Below are 18,193 nucleotides of genomic sequence, written 5' to 3' on the forward strand. Positions count from 1 at the left end.
AATTAGGTTAAGCACATATGAAACAAGAAACTGCACTGAAGTTAATGAAAGCAGGAGAAAATGTCTTTTTGACAGGTTCTGCGGGTGCAGGAAAAACGTATACGCTTAATCAATATATTAATTATCTTAAGGCACGAAAAGTTTCAGTCGCCATTACTGCATCTACAGGCATTGCAGCCACACACATGAATGGGATGACCATTCATACGTGGGCGGGGATCGGGATCAAAGATTTTTTATCAGATGATGATCTAAAGCGCATGAAAGAGCGCAAATATCTTAAAGAGCATTTAGAAAATGCGCAGGTATTGATCATTGATGAAATTTCGATGCTACATGCGAAGCAGCTTAATTTAGTTAATCAAGTGCTCAAGTTTTTTAAAGAGTCTGATGAAGCATTTGGTGGCATACAGGTGATTGCCGCTGGAGATTTCTTCCAGTTACCACCAGTCGGACGCAATGACGAAAAAAATCGAGATAAATTCTGTTTTATGTCCCAAGCTTGGGTAGAGGCGAAATTTCGTGTTTGTTATTTAACTGAACAACATCGACAAGATGACTCAGCCTTGAATGATATTTTGAATGCAATTCGTGCACAAAATATTCAAGCTGAGCATATTCAAGCTTTACAACAAACCCGTGAGCAAGATATTGGTGAAACATTTACACGTTTGTATACCCATAATATGGATGTTGATGCCATTAATTACCGTCATTTAAATGAGATTGATGGGGATGGTCATCAATTTTGTGCACAAATGGATGGTAATGAAAAATTAATCGAGACATTAAAATCTTCCGTACGTGCACCAGAAGAATTGACCTTAAAGAAACATGCCAAAGTCATGTTTGTAAAAAACAATTTTGATGTGGGTTATATCAATGGCAGCCTTGGTGAAGTCATTGGCTTTGAAGAAGTAGATGATCACGGGGTATTACCTAAAGTTAAATTAACAGACGGCACTGTTCTGGTGGTCGAACCTGAAACCTGGTCTGTTGATAATGATGCAGGAAAGACAATCGCGAGTTTTTCCCAAGTTCCTTTGCGGTTAGCTTGGGCGATTACTATTCATAAGTCTCAAGGGATGACTTTATCGGCGGCGGAAATCAATTTGGCGAATACCTTTGAAAAGGGTCAGGGCTATGTCGCCTTATCTCGTTTGAAATCTATTGATGGTCTGAGGTTGCTCGGCTTCAATGAGCAAGCATTAGAATTAGACAGTTTAGCAATTAAAGCCGACCGAAGATTTCAAGAACTCTCTGATGAAGCAGAAGCGCATTTTGGTGATGCTGATTTAGAAGCGCAACATAAGGCATTTATTCGGCACTGTGGTGGCACACTCAATGAGCTTGAGATTAGTCGTAATGAGAAAAAAATTGCCAAAAATGCAGGCAAAGCCAATTATGCCACCGCGACTCTCGATGAAACTCGCGAACTCTTTGAAAATGGTTATGAAATTCAGGATATTGCGGTTGAGCGTGGTTTAACGCCAGCAACCATTATTAACCACTTAGGCAAACTCCATCGTGAGCAGGGGTTAGATATCTCGGTTGCTCATCCTGGGGATGAAGTCGTTGAACAAGTACGTAAAATCTATAAAAAATTACTTAAAAGACAGAGTCCTGAACATTTCGGTGAAGATGGTGCGATCAAGTTGCGTCCGATCGTGGAAAATACCAATCCGCGTATGGGCTATGACCAAGTGAGATTAGCCTTATTATTCATTGAATAATGAGTTACGCATTTGAAATTGATTTTTTAACACACAAGCAAAGGGAATTAAGATGCCACAGATGATCGTTGAGTATTCGGATAATATCCAAAATTTAGATGCGCAAGCGTTACTTTTAGGCTTAAACCACGCTTTATTTGATACAGGTCTAGTGGGGCATCCTTCTGATATCAAATCACGTATTCGTGCTAATAGTGATTTCCTGATTGGTTTTGGCGAAGAGCCTCAAGCCTATATTCATGTTCGTTTAGGGATCATGACGGGGCGTAATGAAGAGCAAAAGAATCTTATTTCAGATCGCTTAAATGAGTATCTTCATAGCTTTAATGGTTATCATGCTCAAGGCTTAACGGTTCAATTGATCATTGAGTTAGCGGAAATGCCAAAAGAGCATTATCGTAAAGGTAGAGTTCAGAAGTAAGACTAAAAAGGCTGAAGTGATCTTCAGCCTATCGTTATGCAGCAAAAGTCAGTATTTCGATATCTGCACTGTTTTGAATTTTTTCAGCCGAATAGCTATAGAGTTCATCGATGAAAGCGACATTAAAACTTCCGACAGTTTGAGCCTGCGTATAAGCGAGCTTACCTGCGATGGCAAAGTGTACATGGGCAGCAATACATGCAATGGTTGGGTTTGTTACGCCAGCATAAGCAGCAATTAATGCACCTAAGGCGCATCCTGTAGCGGTAACTTTTGGCTGTAAATGTGAACCTCCATTAATCTTAACCATACATCCATAAGACTTAGAAAGAATAAAATCAGATTCGCCAGAAATTGCGATACATTCAGAGTAATCTAATAAAGTTTTTGCCTGTTCTACTACGGCAGCGCTATCGAGGGTACTGTCTACACCCTTAGATTGATTTTGTTGTCCAGCTAAGCTCCCAATTTCTGAAGCATTACCTCGGATAATGGTGGGTTTAAACCGCAATAAATCATTTGTAATTTCACTGCGCCATGGCAAAACAGCACTATAGCCAACAGGATCTAATACCCAAGGTATATTTTTTTTGTGAGCAGTTTCTGTGGCAATTTTCATTGCGGCAACTTGTTCTGTATGAGGAGTCCCTAAATTGATACTTAAAGCTTGACTAATACTCACGAAACTTTCAGCTTCAAAAGGATTATCAATCATGGCAGGTGAGGCACCAGCAGCTAACAGTACATTTGCGACATAGTTGGCAGCAACCTGATTGGTCATACAATGCACTAAAGGTTGAGTGGTTTTTAACAGATTCCATGCTTCAATGACCTGTTTAAGAATCTCTTGGGTTTGAACCTCAATATCTTTTGGAGCATTTGCTATCAAGTTTTCTGGATGATTCATAGTCGTTCGCTAGCGTGTAAAATAGTGGTCTTGGTGATTACAATTACGACAAATTAAACTGACATAGTCATCTGCATCATAATCCACAGAAAGTTCATTTGAGCCACAATTCATACAACGTTTTTGTGAGTAGAAATTTAAACGTGGCTCAATTTTACTCCACGATCGCCAAACGGGTTGAAAAAAGATTGATTCATCATAGCCCATAAAATGAAAAAATAAGATTTCGCTCATTTTACTTAAAGGTAAGTTAGGTAGCCTTGGCAGTGTTGAGGTTTCCCATTTTTCAGCTAAAGAACGTTCACGATATTGCTGTAAGGTCTTTTTTAAAAGGTTGGTATTGATAAAATTTTCATTACGGGCTTGGAGTGCTTTCTTATGGTGCAAATATTCAAGCGCAGTTTGAACTAAATAATAGATTTGACCCACAGCGAGTGAGTCTAATAATCTAAAACAAAAGGTTTGAAAACTCTGATTTCCAGCAATTTGAACGCCCCAAGTACGACAGTAGTATTGCGCAAATTGAATAATTTCTTGGTACAACAGAGTATAGAGTGCACTTTTGACTTCATCACTATTTTTAAATGGTACACCTTGGCTCAGATTTTCATAAAAGAGCTGACGTAATGCTTGAGTAATACTAAACAAGCTCGGCTCAGAATAGCCGTCAAGACGGACATTAATATAGTATTGACTGAGTTCACTCGAAAAGTCACGTGGGACAAGAATATTGTCTTTCAAAAGTTGTTTCATCAAATAATTTTGAAATAAATAACTTGGGGTAATGGTGTGATATTTAATATTTTCCCAATCAATGAATTCTTGATGTTGGGTATGCTCATGGACTTGTTGATCTAATATTGAGAGTAAAAACAACTTGTGCATAAAGCTCAGTTGATGCAAATCGAGTTCTTGTATGTCTTTATTCTTCGATGCAATTTTACGTTGTTCTTGAATGCGAGTTTCCTGCATCATTTTCTTTCGTTTTGCTGTGCAACGCTCACAATGACAGTTGCGGTTTTCATCTTGAAAGACTTGATGGTGGCAGTGAGAGCATTGATGGAATAGGATTTCTTTATCAAATTCTTCTGCTTCAATAAAGTACATACTGGCCTGACAAAGTGGACAGAAACTACTTTCATCAGCATTTTTTTGGAGAATTTGCAACATGGTAGCACTTTAATTTCAAGATGAAAGAATTATACACACGATTGTTCAACATCGCTTGATTGAGTCAGTATTGAAAACAAATCTGACTGGTGTTGCGATCAATAAAATAAGCAGGTGAATGCCTGCTTATGTGAAATATATGAATAGATCGAACCGGAAAATCATTTCCTCAAATGTTAGATCGACCTAGATGGAGGATTTAATAGGTTAAAGGGCAAGGGAGCTCTGAATCGGAAAAATGTTGCATTTTAGCTTGGATCAGTACCTGAGATTTCTTTTGAGATAATCTCTTGATTCCGAGTGCATCATAGTTTTTCAATACAGCTGTGACTTCTGATGTTTCAATAGGCATTCCCTCGCTGGTTAAAAATGCTGCAATCACGCGATGATCAATTTTAGCAGCATCCATCATCTGCATGGTTTTGATGTTTTCTACTCTGACTATGTGGTCCCTGATGAGCATATTTCACCTCATTTATGATTTATAAGTTTTTTGATGATTACCGCTCTTAAACTGAAGCAATAATTATGCTTGAAAATAAAGAAGTGAATTTTTGTTACATTTCTATCGTACTTAGACAAGATATTTGAAACGGGTAATAAAGAAGCAAACTGTTGTTACTACAAATAAATTAAATTGAAAAAAACATGAATAGACCCATATTAAATAGAGCGTCAAACACAGACAATTCGTCAATTTTGACCTATGATCAATTGACTTCACATAAAAGCATAATCGCTGTAAAGAACAGCTTATAGGACGAGTTATGAATATCGCGGCAAATCCAGTGATCGAAGCAGATCAAACGATTTTTTTGAAAGATTATCAGAAGCCAGCATTTGTCGTGGATTCGATTGATTTAAATATCCAAGTCTATGACGATCATACGATGGTGACAGGCACACTAAAAATGCAACGTCAGACTGAAGGTGATTTGGTGTTGCTTGGTCGTGAGCTTGAGTTGAAGTCAATTACACTGAATGGTCAAGAGTTAGATTCTTCGCAATATCATCTAGATGATGAACAGTTAGTGATTAAAGATGCACCTGATGATGCATGCATCGTTACAGTCGTTGAAATTCATCCTGAATCAAACACACAACTTGAAGGTTTATACCAAGCAGCATCTGATCTGTTTGTTACACAGAACGAACCAGAAGGCTTTCGTAAAATTACGTTCTATCCAGACCGTCCAGATGTGCTGTCTGTTTTCACAACACGTGTCGAAGCGGATAAGAAATTTCCAGTCCTACTGGCGAATGGTAATTTAACTGAAGCGGGTGAAGTAGGCGAAGGACGTCATTATACCATTTGGCAAGATCCAACCAAGAAACCAGCCTATCTCTTTGCATGTGTCATTGGAGACTTAGCGGTTTTAAAAGATCGTTACGTCACTTCTGAAGGTCGTGATGTAGCTCTAGAAATTTATGCTGAAGAAAAAGATATTCCTAAGTGCCATATTGCCATGGAAGCACTTAAACATTCTATGCGTTGGGATGAAGAGCACTATGGATTACCTTATGATTTAGACAATTATATGATTGTCGCGACCAGTGCATTCAATATGGGTGCAATGGAAAACAAAGGGCTTAATATTTTTAACACATCATGTGTTTTAGCTGATGAAGAATACACGACTGATGCTGCGATTATGCGTGTTCAATCTGTTATCGCTCATGAATATTTCCATAACTGGACGGGTAATCGAATCACTTGCCGAGACTGGTTCCAACTTTGTTTGAAAGAAGGTTTAACCGTTTTCCGTGATCAATCTTTTTCTGAGGATTTGCAGTCTGCTGCTGTTCAACGAATTGATGATGTAGCAGTGCTTAAAGCGCACCAATTCCCTGAGGATTCAGGCCCATTGTCTCATCCTCCACGTCCAGATCATTTCGTAGAAATTAATAACTTCTATACAGCGACTGTGTATGAAAAAGGTGCAGAAATTAACCGAATGATGGCGACTTTATTAGGTAAAGAAAAATTCCGTAAAGGAACGGATGAGTATTTCCGTCGCCATGATGGTCAAGCTGTGACTGTGGAAGATTGGGTTGCTGCATTATCAGCAGGTTCTGGTGTGGATTTATCAGGATTTTTAAGTTGGTATAACCAACCGGGCACACCTAAGCTTGAAGCTAAAGGTGAGTATGATGCTGAGCAAAAAACTTATCGTTTAAAATTTAAGCAAAGTTTAAAACCACATCCAAAATATCCAAACTTAAAAGCGGTTCCAATTCCTGTCGCTTTGGCTTTGTTTGATGAACACACTGGTGAGCAACTTCAACTTGAATGCTCGGCTTTGGTTGAAGATAAAGTCAAAGATGGTGTTTACTTATTCACGAATGATGAAGCAACGATCGAGTTTAAAAATGTGGAGAAGGTGCCTGTAATTTCACTATTACGAAATTTCTCTGCACCCGTGAATTTAGAGTTTAATTATACTGATGAACAGCTTGCGTTCTTATTACAGTACGAAACCAATGGCTTTAATCAGTGGCAAGCGACGCAAACATTGCTTGAGCGCATCTTATTAAATGACCAACCTGCTGACATATATATTGAAGCGATGTTAAAAACGCTACCTAGAGTAATTCAGCAAGATCCGCTGTTAGCTTCACGTTTATTTGATGTTCCGAGTGAAGGTTATTTGGGTAGCCGTATTGACTACGATTATCAACCGACAGCGATCTATGAAAAGCGTAACGCTCTATTAGATACTTTGTCTCGCCGTTTAGGTGATTTTGCTAAAGAGACTTATTTATCATTAGATCCAGCAATACAGTCAGATTTTTCCCAAGCTATGGGTACACGTGCTTTAAAGAACATCATGCTTTCATTTATTGCGCGTCAAGGAGATGAGGCTGCATTTGATTTAGCTGAGCAACAGTATCGTCAAACACGTAATATGTCTGAACGTTTAGGTGCTTTAAAAGTGTTGGTGTGGAATGATGCACCGCAAGCTGTTGAGATTTTAGAAGATTTCTATACGCGTTTTAAAGATGAGGCTCTATCAATGGATCAGTGGTTTATGATCCAAGCAGCTCATCCGAAAGCGACAGCAGAAACGATTCAAAAACTGACATCACATGCTGATTACGATCTTAAAGTACCTAATCGAATCCGTGCTGTAACTGGTGGTTTAAATTCAAACCCTGTCAATACTTGGAGTTTTGGGGTAGATCATATTATTCAGTTGGCTCAATATTTGGATGAAAAGAATCCGATTGTAGGCTCACGTTTGTTACAACTTTTATCACGTTGGTACACGTTAGCCCATCCTCAACAAGCCGAAGTCAAAGCGAAACTCGAAGCATTGAAACCTATCGTGAAATCTAAAAATGTATCTGAAACTTTAAATAGTATGCTTGCTGTTTAAATCACAAATAAAAAACCAGTGCAATGCACTGGTTTTTTTGACTCAACAGAATCAAGCTTGCATGGTCATTAGACTCGCATTACCACCTGCAGCTGCGGTATTAATACTAATTGCACGTTCAATAAAGAAGCGTTCTAAAGGAATGTCATAATTACCAGGCTCTAGATGTGTTATTCCGATGATCGGACCTTGTCGCTGAGCCACTTTATCTTGCAATTTTAACAGTTGATTTTTGGTGCCATGATGTAGAATTGCATCAAAACTACCTGTCTCAATATCAGCAATAATGGCGATACGTTGAGCGACCTCTTTAGGCATAGACTGTAAGTATTTTAAAACAAACGTATTCTCACCTAGAACAGTTGGCTGAGAGCCAACCGTGAGAATGGCATGAAGTTGATGAATCTGATCTATTTCTTGATCTGCCAAGCTTAAAACACGATGTCTCGGTAACACAACATATTGATTGCTTTCACCTGTTGGTCCTTGTAATTCATAGCTATGTCCGACACAACTTGGTTGCAACACCTTCATTTGATAATGAGGAAATGACTTATTGACCCAATCTTTATATTGATTCAATAAGTTTTGATGTTCAGTCAATTCAACGCCTTTGCTCGTTGCATAAGGTTGTTCAATTTTTTTATGTGTACATTCATGCATTAACCGATAAATATACATCGGTCCACCAGCTTTGGGACCTGTACCAGATAAACCTTCTCCACCGAAGGGTTGTACACCGACAACAGCACCTACAATGTTGCGGTTAATATAGAGATTTCCAACTTCTGCTTTTGAAATTACGGTTTGTATGGTTTCATCGATACGCGTGTGTAAGCCCATAGTCAAACCATAGCCTTTGGCATTGATTTGATCAATAAGTCGATCAAGTTCGCCATATTTATAAGTAATGACATGCAGTACTGGACCAAAAACTTCACGTTCAAGATCATCTAAATGTGGTAACTCAACCAAAGTCGGTTTAACAAATGTCCCTTGCTTGAGATGAGAGTCATCTTCATCCAACATGAGTTGTTGAACGGGATAGCCCAAAGATTTCATTTTATTGATATGTTGATCAATGGATTGTTTTGCTTCTCGATCAATTACAGGTCCGATATCAGTTTTTAATAAACTTGGAATACCGACACGCAATTGCTTCATTGCACCTTTGAGCATTTTGATCACGGTATGCGCATTATCTTCTTGAACACATAAAATTCGCAGTGCTGAACAACGCTGACCTGCACTATCAAATGCTGAGCTGACAACATCTAATACCACTTGTTCAGTCAGGGCAGAAGAATCTACGATCATGGCATTTTGACCGCCGGTTTCTGCAATGAGAGGTATTGATTGACCAAATTGATTCAGTCGTTTTGCAACGGTTTTCTGCAAAATTTTCGCAACCTCAGTTGACCCTGTAAACATAATACCTTGAATACGATGATCACTACTGAGTTGTGCACCCACTGTTTCACCACGTCCTGGCAAGAGCTGTAAGACAGATTGTGGTACGCCAGATTCCCAAAGGATCTGAACTGCAATTGAGGCAATTAAAGGGGTCTGCTCCGCTGGTTTGGCGATTACAGTATTCCCTGTTACAAGTGCCGCCGCGATTTGACCTGTAAAAATTGCCAATGGGAAGTTCCAAGGACTAATACACAGTACTGTACCTAAGGGTTGAATAACGGCTTTGTGTTCTAGATCTTTCACTTGTGCTGCGTAGTAGCGTAAGAAATCTACTGCTTCGCGTACTTCAGCAATCGCATTGGCAAATGTTTTACCGCTTTCACGACTGAGCAGAACCATCAGCTCTTCAAGTCGAGACTCCATCACATTGGATGCGGTAATTAAATATTCTGCACGTTGATCTTTATCTAAATTTTGCCAATCCTGCTGTGCTTCAGTCGCATTAACTAACGCCATTTCCACTTGCATGGCATGAGTTTCCGTCACTTCACCGACAATATCTTGATGGTTTGCAGGATTGAGAATTGCAATTGACTCTGTATCGTGTACGGATTCATCTAATCTCAGACCCATTGGGGTGGCTTTAATTTGAACTTTAGACCATTGTTGATAAGTATGATTCAAATGTTCAAGGTCTTGGTCATTTGCAAGATCAATTCCAAGAGAGTTAGGGCGATGATCAGCATATAAATGTTTCGGGTATGGAATAGCAGGGTGCTTTAATCCAACTTTGCCTTCGATTCGACTTGTGACATCAATGGTTTGATGTGGATTTTCAATCAAGTCATCAATTTTGAGTGTTTTATCAGCAATACGATTTACAAAAGACGTGTTTGCCCCATTTTCAAGCAATCGTCTAACCAAATAAGCCAAAAGGGTTTCATGATTTCCGACAGGTGCATAAATTCGGCAAGGTACGCCAAGTTTATCATCTGCTTTAGAACCGACGACTTGTTCATAAAGTGGTTCACCCATGCCATGTAAACATTGGAATTCGTATTGTCCCTTATAATATTGTTCAGGATTTGCCAAATGATAAATAGTGGCTAAGGTTTGTGCATTATGTGTTGCGAATTGTGGATAAATAAAGTCTGGTTCGGCTAAAAGTTTGCGAGCACATGCAATATAAGATAAATCTGTGTGCACTTTTCGAGTAAAGACAGGATAATCGGTCATGCCTTCAACTTGTGCTTTCTTAATTTCACTGTCCCAATAGGCGCCTTTGACTAAACGAACCATTAAACGTTTTTGACTACGCTTAGCTAAATCAATGATGTAATCGACCACGTAAAAACATCTTTTTTGATAAGCTTGAATCACAAATCCAATGCCTTTCCAGCCATTCAATTTTGGTTCGAAACATAAGCGTTCAAGAAGTTCCAATGAAATTTCCAGCCGATCAGTTTCTTCAGCATCGATATTTAGACCAATATCATATTGTTTCGCTAGAACCGCTAGATTAAAGACTTTGTGATAAAGCTCATCGTGTACACGGTCAATTTGCGAGCGTTGATAACGTGAATGAAGTGCTGAAAGTTTGATTGAGATACCGGGGCCTTCGTAAACATCTTTGTCAGACGATGCCTTACCAATCGCATGAATCGCATTTGTATAATCTTGATAATAGCGCTCCGCATCATGATCTGTAAGTGCTGCTTCACCTAACATATCATATGAGTAACGGAAGCCTTGTTCTTCTAATCGTTCGGCATTATTTAACGCCTCATCAATGGTTTCACCTGTCACAAACTGTTCACCCATCATACGCATAGCAACATCAACGGCTTTGCGAATAATGCCACGACCACTTCGTGCCAAGATGCCTGTGAGAAGACCAGATAGACTATTTGCTTTAGGTGTTTCCATTAACTTACCAGTTAACATTAAGCCCCATGCTGCCGCGTTTACAAACATTAGGCTGCTTTGACCTAAATGATCTTTCCAATTGCCTTGGTTGATTTTGTCTTTGATCAATAAGTCACGTGTTGCTTTATCAGGGATACGTAACAGCGCTTCAGCTAAACACATGAGCGCAATACCTTCTTGTGAAGATAATGAAAATTCTTGTAATAAACCCTGTACAATGCCTGCTTTGCCCGCTGACCCTTTACGTTCACGTAATGAATGCGCTAAATTGAAGGCTAATTGATAAATTTTGTCTGAAATTTCTTGATCAATCTCGGTCTGTTCGAGAAGTGTTTCGACACATTCAGATTCATCACGGCGCCATGCACGATTTATTTCTAATTCTAGATCTGATTTATCTTTAAATTCAGTAATGTCTTGAATGTCTATTGGGCGAGAAAGGGGTGAGCTAAGTTGTTCCATGAGATATACGCCAGCGTCCTGTGACAATGAAATAGATTTATCTTTAAGGTTTATTTAATTTATAATTACAGAAAATATGGTGCATAACTCACTATAATTAGAGTTAAATTTAGAGAATAATTCGCATGCAGACTCAAATGATGACCTTGGATCGTACAGATTTAAAAATTTTAGATATCTTGCAAAAAGATGGGCGTCTATCAAATATAAAACTTTCTGAAATGGTCAATCTTTCTCCCACAGCAGCGCTTGCTCGAGTACAAAAACTAACCAAAGATGGATATATTACAGGTTATGAAGCCAAGTTAAATCCAGATCTGCTGAATCGAAGTTTTGTGGTATTTGTCGAAATTTTATTAGATAAAACAACTCCAAATGTATTAGAAGAATTTTCTGATGCAGTCAGAAGTTACCCTGAAATTGTTGAATGTCACATGATCAGCGGTGGGTTTGATTTTGTAGTTAAAATTCGTTGCGCCAACATGGAAGAGTTTCGTAAGATCTCTGGACAGGTTTTATGGCAACTGCCTGGCATCAAAGAAACCCGTAGCTATCCAGTGATGGAAGTTATTAAGGAATCTTCGCAAGTGCAACTTAAGCAAACATTTAAAAAGTAAATGTATAAGAAAGGGGCTATAAGCCCCTTAATTTTTTATTTCTCATTACCTTCCATTTTTGATTTCTTGCATTTCAATTTCATATTTCTGTTGAGCTTCATCAAAACGGTCAGTCACATCTTGCGCTGGCGGGCGGCCTAATAAACTCACCACCATAATACTCACCCAAGATAAAATAAAGCCAGGAATGATTTCGTAGACGCCAGTATCAGCCATGGTGTTTTTCCATACAATGACGGTAACAGCACCAACAATCATACCTGCCAATGCACCATTGATGGTCATTCGCTTCCAGAAGAGAGAAAGGATAATCAGTGGTCCAAATGCTGCACCAAAGCCAGCCCACGCATAAGCAACTAAACCGAGTACCTTGCTGTTCGGATTCATTGCAAGGAAGATCGCCATAATCGCAACGATTAATACCATCAAACGACCTACCCAAACCAGCTCGGTTTGTGAGGCAGATTTACGAATAAATGCTTTGTATAAGTCTTCTGTAAGCGTGGTAGAGCATACCAATAGTTGGCAGCTTAGGGTACTCATTACTGCAGCAAGAATCGCTGCAAGAATCACTCCTGCAACCCATGGATTAAATAAAATTTTAGTTAATTCCATAAAAACAGTTTCAGGATTTGCATTGACTGCAGCACTGAGTTGAGGAAACGTATCAAAGTAAGCGATTCCGAAATAACCGACAGCGACTGCACCACCAAGACATAGAATCATCCATGTCATTCCAATTCGACGTGCTGCTGGAATAGACTTCACGGAATCTGCTGCCATAAAGCGCACAAGAATATGTGGTTGACCAAAGTAGCCAAGTCCCCATGCCATTGAAGATAAAATTGCTACAGTGCTGAGATCTGAAAGTAAATTATTCGCTAATGGGCGTGCGGATTCCACAATGACACTAACTTGCTGAGCATTTTCACCAATGGCTAAATAAGTCATTACTGGAGCAAGTAAAAGCGCAAAGATCATCAAGCCTGCTTGGAATGTATCTGTCCAACTGATGGCTAAGAAACCGCCAATACAGACATAACTAATCGTTGCCACTGCTCCAATCCATAGGGCTGTGTTGTAATCCCAACCAAATAGGCTTTCAAATAAACGTGCACCTGCGACCATGCCAGAGGCACAATAAATTGCAAAGAAAATCAAAATTACAAAAGCTGAGATGATACGAAGAACTTTTTTCCGATCACCAAAGCGGCTGGTGAAATAGTCGGGGAGAGTCAATGCGTTATGTTGTATTTCGGTATGAACACGTAGACGACCCGCGACCAACAGCCAGTTCAACCAAGCACCGATAATTAAACCAATGGCAATCCAAGCTTCGGATAAACCTGAGAGATAAATTGCACCAGGTAGGCCCATGAGTAACCAGCCACTCATATCTGATGCACCTGCGGATAATGCAGTGACGACACTGCCTAAACTCCGACCACCTAAAATATAATCATCAAAATTATTCGTGGCTTTGTAGGCATAAAGCCCAATGCCAAGCATCGCCACAATATAAAAAATAAATGTGATTAGCGTAGGATTTAATTGGCTCATTGCTATGCCATCCTTTGTCTGTCCTAAATGACCATCTTTCCGAGATGAATTTTTAATCGAATTATTCGAGGAGCTGATTCAAGCACGTTTTGAAAATTACGCTCTGTTACATTTGAGTGAGATTTATAGTTGTTTAGTGAAACTGAATGTAATTTTGGTTACAAAGACTATTTTTTCAAAAAAGTTTACTTTGAGGTTTAAAACAATTCTATAAATGATTATTTTTAACATAAAGTTACATTTGTCACTTAAACAGCGAAGTTGTAATTTTTTATTGCATAAAGAAGTATTAAATCAATAGTGAAAATAAGCATGAAGCCTATTATCGATATTGCACGATAATGGTGCATTATTGTTGAGTAATAAAAGTGTCTACGGTTCAATTTGATAAAACAAGAATAGAGCATGATCTGCTCGGTGAAAAAGCGGTTCCTTTCGATCGTTACTATGGGATTCATACCCTGCGTGCGATGGAGAATTTTCAGATTTCGCATCAACAAATAGGTGAAAACATACATTTTATTCGTGCATTGGCACAGGTAAAAAAAGCATCAGCACAGACAAATTTAAAATTTTCCAAATTAAGTCAAGATGTCAGCCAAGCGATTCAATGGGCTTGTGATCAACTGATTGAGCAGCCTGAAAGTTGGAAATCATCATTTCCAATTGATATTTATCAGGGTGGGGCTGGAACTTCTATTAATATGAATAGTAATGAAGTGGTGGCTAACCTTGCACTCGAGCATCTCGGCTTGCCTAAAGGTCAATATGATGTAATTCATCCAAACGACCATGTGAATAAATCGCAATCGACCAATGATGTTTATCCAACTGCATTGAGACTAGCAACATATTACAGTTTAGAAGATTTATTGTCTCAAGTTCGCTCATTAATCGCTGCTATTGAGATCAAAGCATCTGAATTTCAACACGTAATTAAAATGGGGCGAACTCAACTCCAAGATGCTGTACCCATGACACTCGGACAAGAGTTTCGTGCATTTGCGACGCTATTAAAAGAAGACTATCGCCTCATCCAAAAGATGCGTCATTTACTGCTAGAAATAAATTTGGGTGCGACTGCGATTGGAACGGGTGTGAACACACCTCATGGATATGCACTAGAAGTGGTTCAAACGCTTTCTCAAATTACTGGATTGAAATTACAAGGTGCTGAAGACTATGTTGAAGCCACCAGTGATTGTGGCGTATTTATTATTCTATCAAGTACTTTAAAGCGTTTAGCCGTCAAGCTCTCAAAAATTTGTAATGACCTGCGCTTATTAAGTTCAGGACCTCGTACGGGATTAGCTGAAATTAGATTACCTGAATTACAAGCTGGCTCATCCATTATGCCTGCGAAAATCAATCCAGTTATTCCTGAAGTAGTGAATCAAATTGCTTTTAAAGTCATTGGTAATGATTTGACAGTGACCATGGCAGCTGAAGCGGGACAATTACAATTAAATGTCATGGAACCTGTAATTGCACTGACCATGAATGAATCAACCAATTTATTAATTCAAGCAATGCAAACACTTGAAAACAAGTGTATTCAAGGTATTACTGCAAATGAACAGACTTGTTACGATGCAGTGATGCGAAGTGTTGGTATCGTCACATTATTAGATCCGATTCTAGGTCATGCCAAATGTGATGAAATTGGGAAGGTTTGTCTTGCAGAAAATAAAACCATTCAGCAAGTTGTCATTGAGCAGAATCTTTTGACGAAAGAGCAGTTAAATCAAATTTTCTCTTTTGAAAATTTAGTGTCTGAGATCGCGGGTCATGTTGTCGATGATATGAACATGGACAAAGTAAGTTAATAGAGTAGGTAGAATCTGAAAGTCAATTGAATATAAATTGATGGCATATTTCATTCAATGAGGTATGCCATTTTCATTGAAACTTTTAAGTATAATTTCTTAATTGAATGTTTATAATAATTAAAATTACGAGCCATCAATACAAAATTATAATTTAGAGAAAATGAATGAAAAGAATAGTAATAAGCACGCTGCTGTGTTCGATGTTGCTGGCATCCTGTTCAAAAAAATAGAGGAACGCTCTGCTGAAGCAGTTCAAGAAAATACTGCTGATACGCAAGTTGATATGCAAGAAGCGGCTGAACCAAATACTTTGCCCGTCCAGGAGCAAAAACCTGAGGTCATATTAAATCAAGATGTTAATCCGGTTGAACTTACTCGTCGTATGGTTCGAGAGGAGCAAGTTAACTTTACCGTTAAAGATGTGGTGAAAAGCAGTTTAGAGATTGAAAAAATAACCCTTGAAGCAGGCGGATTTATTGAAAGAAAAGATATTGATTTCAATGTGGTTGATCTTAAACGTCAGAATATTTCAGAAGGTAAAGTAAAAGTATTTGAAAAAGTTGAACCTATATCTTTTATGGTGCTACGTGTACCGAGTGAGCGTGCCCCACATGTTGTTAATCAACTTTTACCTTTAATGTTTTTTCTGAATCAGCAACGCTATAGTGCACAACGTTTTGAATTGAAGCTTCTTCAAGAAAAAATGAATCAAGAACAGACTATTTCAAGTCAAGCACGACCAGCTCATTTGAATGAAATCACACGGCTCACTCAACTCGAAGTTCAAGACCGTGTTAAATTCAGTACGATCAGTTTACAACTGAATCAACCAACACTGGTCCGAGAAAGGGTTGATATTGATATTGATGCAGTGGCGCGATTAAATGGTGATCACTTTATTCAGCGTGCTTGGAATAGCATCAAATATGGCTGACAATTTGTGCTCGATCTTTTGGTGTTTTTATTAATGATTTGGCCTTTGTATTTGATTGTCTTAATTGGCTTCTTGTTATATCGATGGTTAAAACCTTATTTTGATAAACTCAAATAAGCCCATGCCTCAATTTGGCTGAACTGAAGAAAGAAGTTTAGCCAAATCTTGCATTCCTTCGGTTGCTGATTTTGAGATACATGTATAGTGTTGTGGCACACGGCCGAGATCGGCTTTAGGGTCGATATAATACGCATCACAGCTTGGTGAAATACTGTGTACTAAGCTTGCAACAGGATAAACAGCTAAGCTTGTTCCAATCACAACAAAGATTTCAGCTTGCTGGCAAATCACTTCTGCTTCTTCAAAAGCGGGAACGGATTCACCAAACCATACGACATGTGGACGAAGCGGATATCCAGCGTCACAGAAGTCACGAGAAATATCCAGTTCAGTACCTTCAATTGTGTAAAATTTGTCTGTGAATTGAGCATCTGGCCCTGAGGTTTTGGCCAGTCTTATATTTCCATGAAGATGTAGTACTTTTTTGCTTCCAGCGCGTTCATGTAAGTCATCAATATTCTGCGTGATCACATGTACATCATAATGTTGTTCAAGTGCTGCAATCGCAAGATGTGCTGCATTAGGTTCAGATGCTAAAATTTTTTTTCGCCGTTCATTGTAAAAGCGCTGTACTAAAACAGGATTGTTACGCCAAGCTTCGGGCGTTGCGACATCCTCTATGCGATGGTTTTCCCAAAGTCCATCGCTATCTCGAAATGTATTGATACCACTTTCAGCACTCATACCAGCACCCGAAAAAATCACAAGCTTTGTTTTAGACTGATTCATCCAATCTCCATCCTATTGATTTTATGCCCACGTATGACGTCTGGATCAACTTAATATTCAAATATTCATTAGAGCTTATATAGTTTGATTCAGAAATTTAGAAATTTCTTGTGCGAATTTAATGGGTTCATTGATCAAAGGCGTATGCCCTGAGCGCTCAAACAGTACGATACGATGATTTTTAACCGATTCAGCAATGAGCTTTTGCCCTTGCGCTGGATAGAGTGCGGATTTAGCGCCGATAAAAAAAGTTGCTGGACATTCTAACTTTGAGATCGCGGCTCTGTAATCTTCTTTATGGTTTAGATAGTTGTCAATGTACCAACGCATATAGTCGAGACGTTGCATAGGGAGGATTAACTTTTGAATTTTCGGTTGATTGAGTGTTGTTTTAAAAATTTTAGCGCTCAATTGATGATTATCTTGTAAAGATAAAAATTTAACCCAAAGCTCGACTAATTCGCGGCTTAAGTGAGTAGGTAATTCACTCAGGTTTTGATAATTTTCATGTTGATGTAAAAAAGAAGAAAGTTCGATGAGTAGCTTTTTGAACTCTGGATAGCGATCGCCCAATAGCCCGAAACTCCAAGTTTCATCAGAAGGTATTTTAGGGGTTTGATCAATATGCAAGTATGCTTGGATTTGATCAGCAAATTGACCATATTGCATACCATGCATGGCAGTAGTTGCCCCCATAGAATAAGCAATCACTTTATATTGTTGTCTAGGGCGTTGACTGATCAATGCCTGAATATCGTTCCAGTGACTTGAAATAGCATCAGCATCTGGAATTTTACAATGCTTAGACCCACCAAAACCACGCCAGTCAGGAATAATAAATTTATATTTCTTTAAATTAAATGCAAAAAAAGGAATCCATTGCCAACTTTGCATTCCTAAACCAGATAGCACCAAAACAGGTTCACCTTGACCTATTTCACGAACATATAATTTTTCGTCATCTTGCATGGTATAAAATGGCATAGATATATCCT

General features: G+C 38.7%; 13 protein-coding genes. 6 read left to right on the plus strand and 7 right to left on the minus strand.

From position 1 onward, the window contains the following. Positions 1-17 precede the first annotated feature (17 nt). Both AC1M9F_RS02720 and AC1M9F_RS02725 read left to right on the plus strand, forming a co-directional pair. Positions 18-1,733: an AAA family ATPase gene (locus tag AC1M9F_RS02720; protein ID WP_481589920.1), complete on the plus strand. Its 1,716-nt coding sequence runs from the start codon at positions 18-20 to the stop codon at positions 1,731-1,733. Positions 1,734-1,785: 52 nt separating this feature from the next. Continuing rightward, a complete protein-coding gene (locus tag AC1M9F_RS02725) occupies positions 1,786-2,154 on the plus strand; it encodes a 5-carboxymethyl-2-hydroxymuconate Delta-isomerase (RefSeq protein WP_035263762.1) in 369 nt (122 codons plus the stop codon). A 34-nt stretch (positions 2,155-2,188) separates the two neighbouring features. Here the strand turns inward: AC1M9F_RS02725 and thiM are convergent, their stop codons facing one another. The 3 genes from thiM to AC1M9F_RS02740 all read right to left on the minus strand — a co-directional run bounded on the left by thiM (position 2,189) and on the right by AC1M9F_RS02740 (position 4,694). Continuing rightward, positions 2,189-3,061, minus strand: a complete 873-nt coding sequence (gene thiM, locus AC1M9F_RS02730; RefSeq protein WP_481596998.1) for a hydroxyethylthiazole kinase — start codon at positions 3,059-3,061, stop codon at positions 2,189-2,191. A 9-nt stretch (positions 3,062-3,070) separates the two neighbouring features. Beyond that, positions 3,071-4,231 carry a hypothetical protein gene (locus AC1M9F_RS02735; protein WP_481596999.1) on the minus strand — a complete coding sequence of 387 codons (1,161 nt, stop codon included), beginning with the start codon at positions 4,229-4,231 and terminating at the stop codon, positions 3,071-3,073. Positions 4,232-4,430: 199 nt separating this feature from the next. Then, complete coding sequence (locus tag AC1M9F_RS02740) at positions 4,431-4,694, minus strand: hypothetical protein (protein ID WP_035263756.1); 264 nt, start codon at positions 4,692-4,694, stop codon at positions 4,431-4,433. 304 nt (positions 4,695-4,998) lie between these two features. Here AC1M9F_RS02740 and pepN point away from each other — a divergent pair, with 304 nt between their 5' ends. Beyond that, a complete protein-coding gene (gene pepN / locus AC1M9F_RS02745; protein ID WP_481597000.1) occupies positions 4,999-7,608 on the plus strand; it encodes an aminopeptidase N in 2,610 nt (869 codons plus the stop codon). A gap of 51 nt (positions 7,609-7,659) precedes the next feature. Here pepN and putA read toward each other — a convergent pair whose 3' ends face one another. Next, complete coding sequence (putA, locus tag AC1M9F_RS02750) at positions 7,660-11,409, minus strand: trifunctional transcriptional regulator/proline dehydrogenase/L-glutamate gamma-semialdehyde dehydrogenase (protein ID WP_481597001.1); 3,750 nt, start codon at positions 11,407-11,409, stop codon at positions 7,660-7,662. A 125-nt stretch (positions 11,410-11,534) separates the two neighbouring features. Here putA and AC1M9F_RS02755 point away from each other — a divergent pair, with 125 nt between their 5' ends. After that, entirely contained in the window at positions 11,535-12,026 is a 492-nt protein-coding gene (locus tag AC1M9F_RS02755) for an Lrp/AsnC ligand binding domain-containing protein (RefSeq protein ID WP_481597002.1), read from the plus strand. A gap of 45 nt (positions 12,027-12,071) precedes the next feature. On the opposite strand, the gene putP is transcribed toward AC1M9F_RS02755, so the two are convergent. Next, positions 12,072-13,586 carry a sodium/proline symporter PutP gene (gene putP, locus AC1M9F_RS02760; protein ID WP_481591069.1) on the minus strand — a complete coding sequence of 505 codons (1,515 nt, stop codon included), beginning with the start codon at positions 13,584-13,586 and terminating at the stop codon, positions 12,072-12,074. 368 nt (positions 13,587-13,954) lie between these two features. Here putP and AC1M9F_RS02765 point away from each other — a divergent pair, with 368 nt between their 5' ends. After that, positions 13,955-15,412, plus strand: coding sequence for an aspartate ammonia-lyase (locus tag AC1M9F_RS02765; RefSeq protein WP_481597003.1), 1,458 nt, complete (start codon positions 13,955-13,957; stop codon positions 15,410-15,412). 163 nt (positions 15,413-15,575) lie between these two features. Further along, positions 15,576-16,349, plus strand: a complete 774-nt coding sequence (locus AC1M9F_RS02770; RefSeq protein WP_481597004.1) for a DUF4349 domain-containing protein — start codon at positions 15,576-15,578, stop codon at positions 16,347-16,349. A 126-nt stretch (positions 16,350-16,475) separates the two neighbouring features. Here the strand turns inward: AC1M9F_RS02770 and AC1M9F_RS02775 are convergent, their stop codons facing one another. After that, positions 16,476-17,198 carry an SIR2 family NAD-dependent protein deacylase gene (locus tag AC1M9F_RS02775; RefSeq protein ID WP_035263745.1) on the minus strand — a complete coding sequence of 241 codons (723 nt, stop codon included), beginning with the start codon at positions 17,196-17,198 and terminating at the stop codon, positions 16,476-16,478. A 75-nt stretch (positions 17,199-17,273) separates the two neighbouring features. Next, complete coding sequence (locus AC1M9F_RS02780) at positions 17,274-18,182, minus strand: alpha/beta fold hydrolase (RefSeq protein ID WP_481595358.1); 909 nt, start codon at positions 18,180-18,182, stop codon at positions 17,274-17,276. Positions 18,183-18,193 lie beyond the last annotated feature (11 nt).

This window comes from Acinetobacter sp. ANC_7504 (assembly GCF_056779995.1).

Bases quoted from the DNA above. Each gene is read 5' to 3' on its own strand.
- AC1M9F_RS02740 (WP_035263756.1), bottom strand. From the start codon at position 4,694: ATGCTCATCAGGGACCACATAGTCAGAGTAGAAAACATCAAAACCATG.
- putP (WP_481591069.1), bottom strand. From the start codon at position 13,586: ATGAGCCAATTAAATCCTACGCTAATCACATTTATTTTTTATATTGTG.
- AC1M9F_RS02725 (WP_035263762.1), top strand. From the start codon at position 1,786: ATGCCACAGATGATCGTTGAGTATTCGGATAATATCCAAAATTTAGAT.
- AC1M9F_RS02780 (WP_481595358.1), bottom strand. From the start codon at position 18,182: ATGCCATTTTATACCATGCAAGATGACGAAAAATTATATGTTCGTGAA.
- AC1M9F_RS02775 (WP_035263745.1), bottom strand. From the start codon at position 17,198: ATGAATCAGTCTAAAACAAAGCTTGTGATTTTTTCGGGTGCTGGTATG.
- putA (WP_481597001.1), bottom strand. From the start codon at position 11,409: ATGGAACAACTTAGCTCACCCCTTTCTCGCCCAATAGACATTCAAGAC.
- thiM (WP_481596998.1), bottom strand. From the start codon at position 3,061: ATGAATCATCCAGAAAACTTGATAGCAAATGCTCCAAAAGATATTGAG.
- pepN (WP_481597000.1), top strand. From the start codon at position 4,999: ATGAATATCGCGGCAAATCCAGTGATCGAAGCAGATCAAACGATTTTT.
- AC1M9F_RS02720 (WP_481589920.1), top strand. From the start codon at position 18: ATGAAACAAGAAACTGCACTGAAGTTAATGAAAGCAGGAGAAAATGTC.
- AC1M9F_RS02735 (WP_481596999.1), bottom strand. From the start codon at position 4,231: ATGTTGCAAATTCTCCAAAAAAATGCTGATGAAAGTAGTTTCTGTCCA.
- AC1M9F_RS02755 (WP_481597002.1), top strand. From the start codon at position 11,535: ATGCAGACTCAAATGATGACCTTGGATCGTACAGATTTAAAAATTTTA.
- AC1M9F_RS02770 (WP_481597004.1), top strand. From the start codon at position 15,576: ATGAATGAAAAGAATAGTAATAAGCACGCTGCTGTGTTCGATGTTGCT.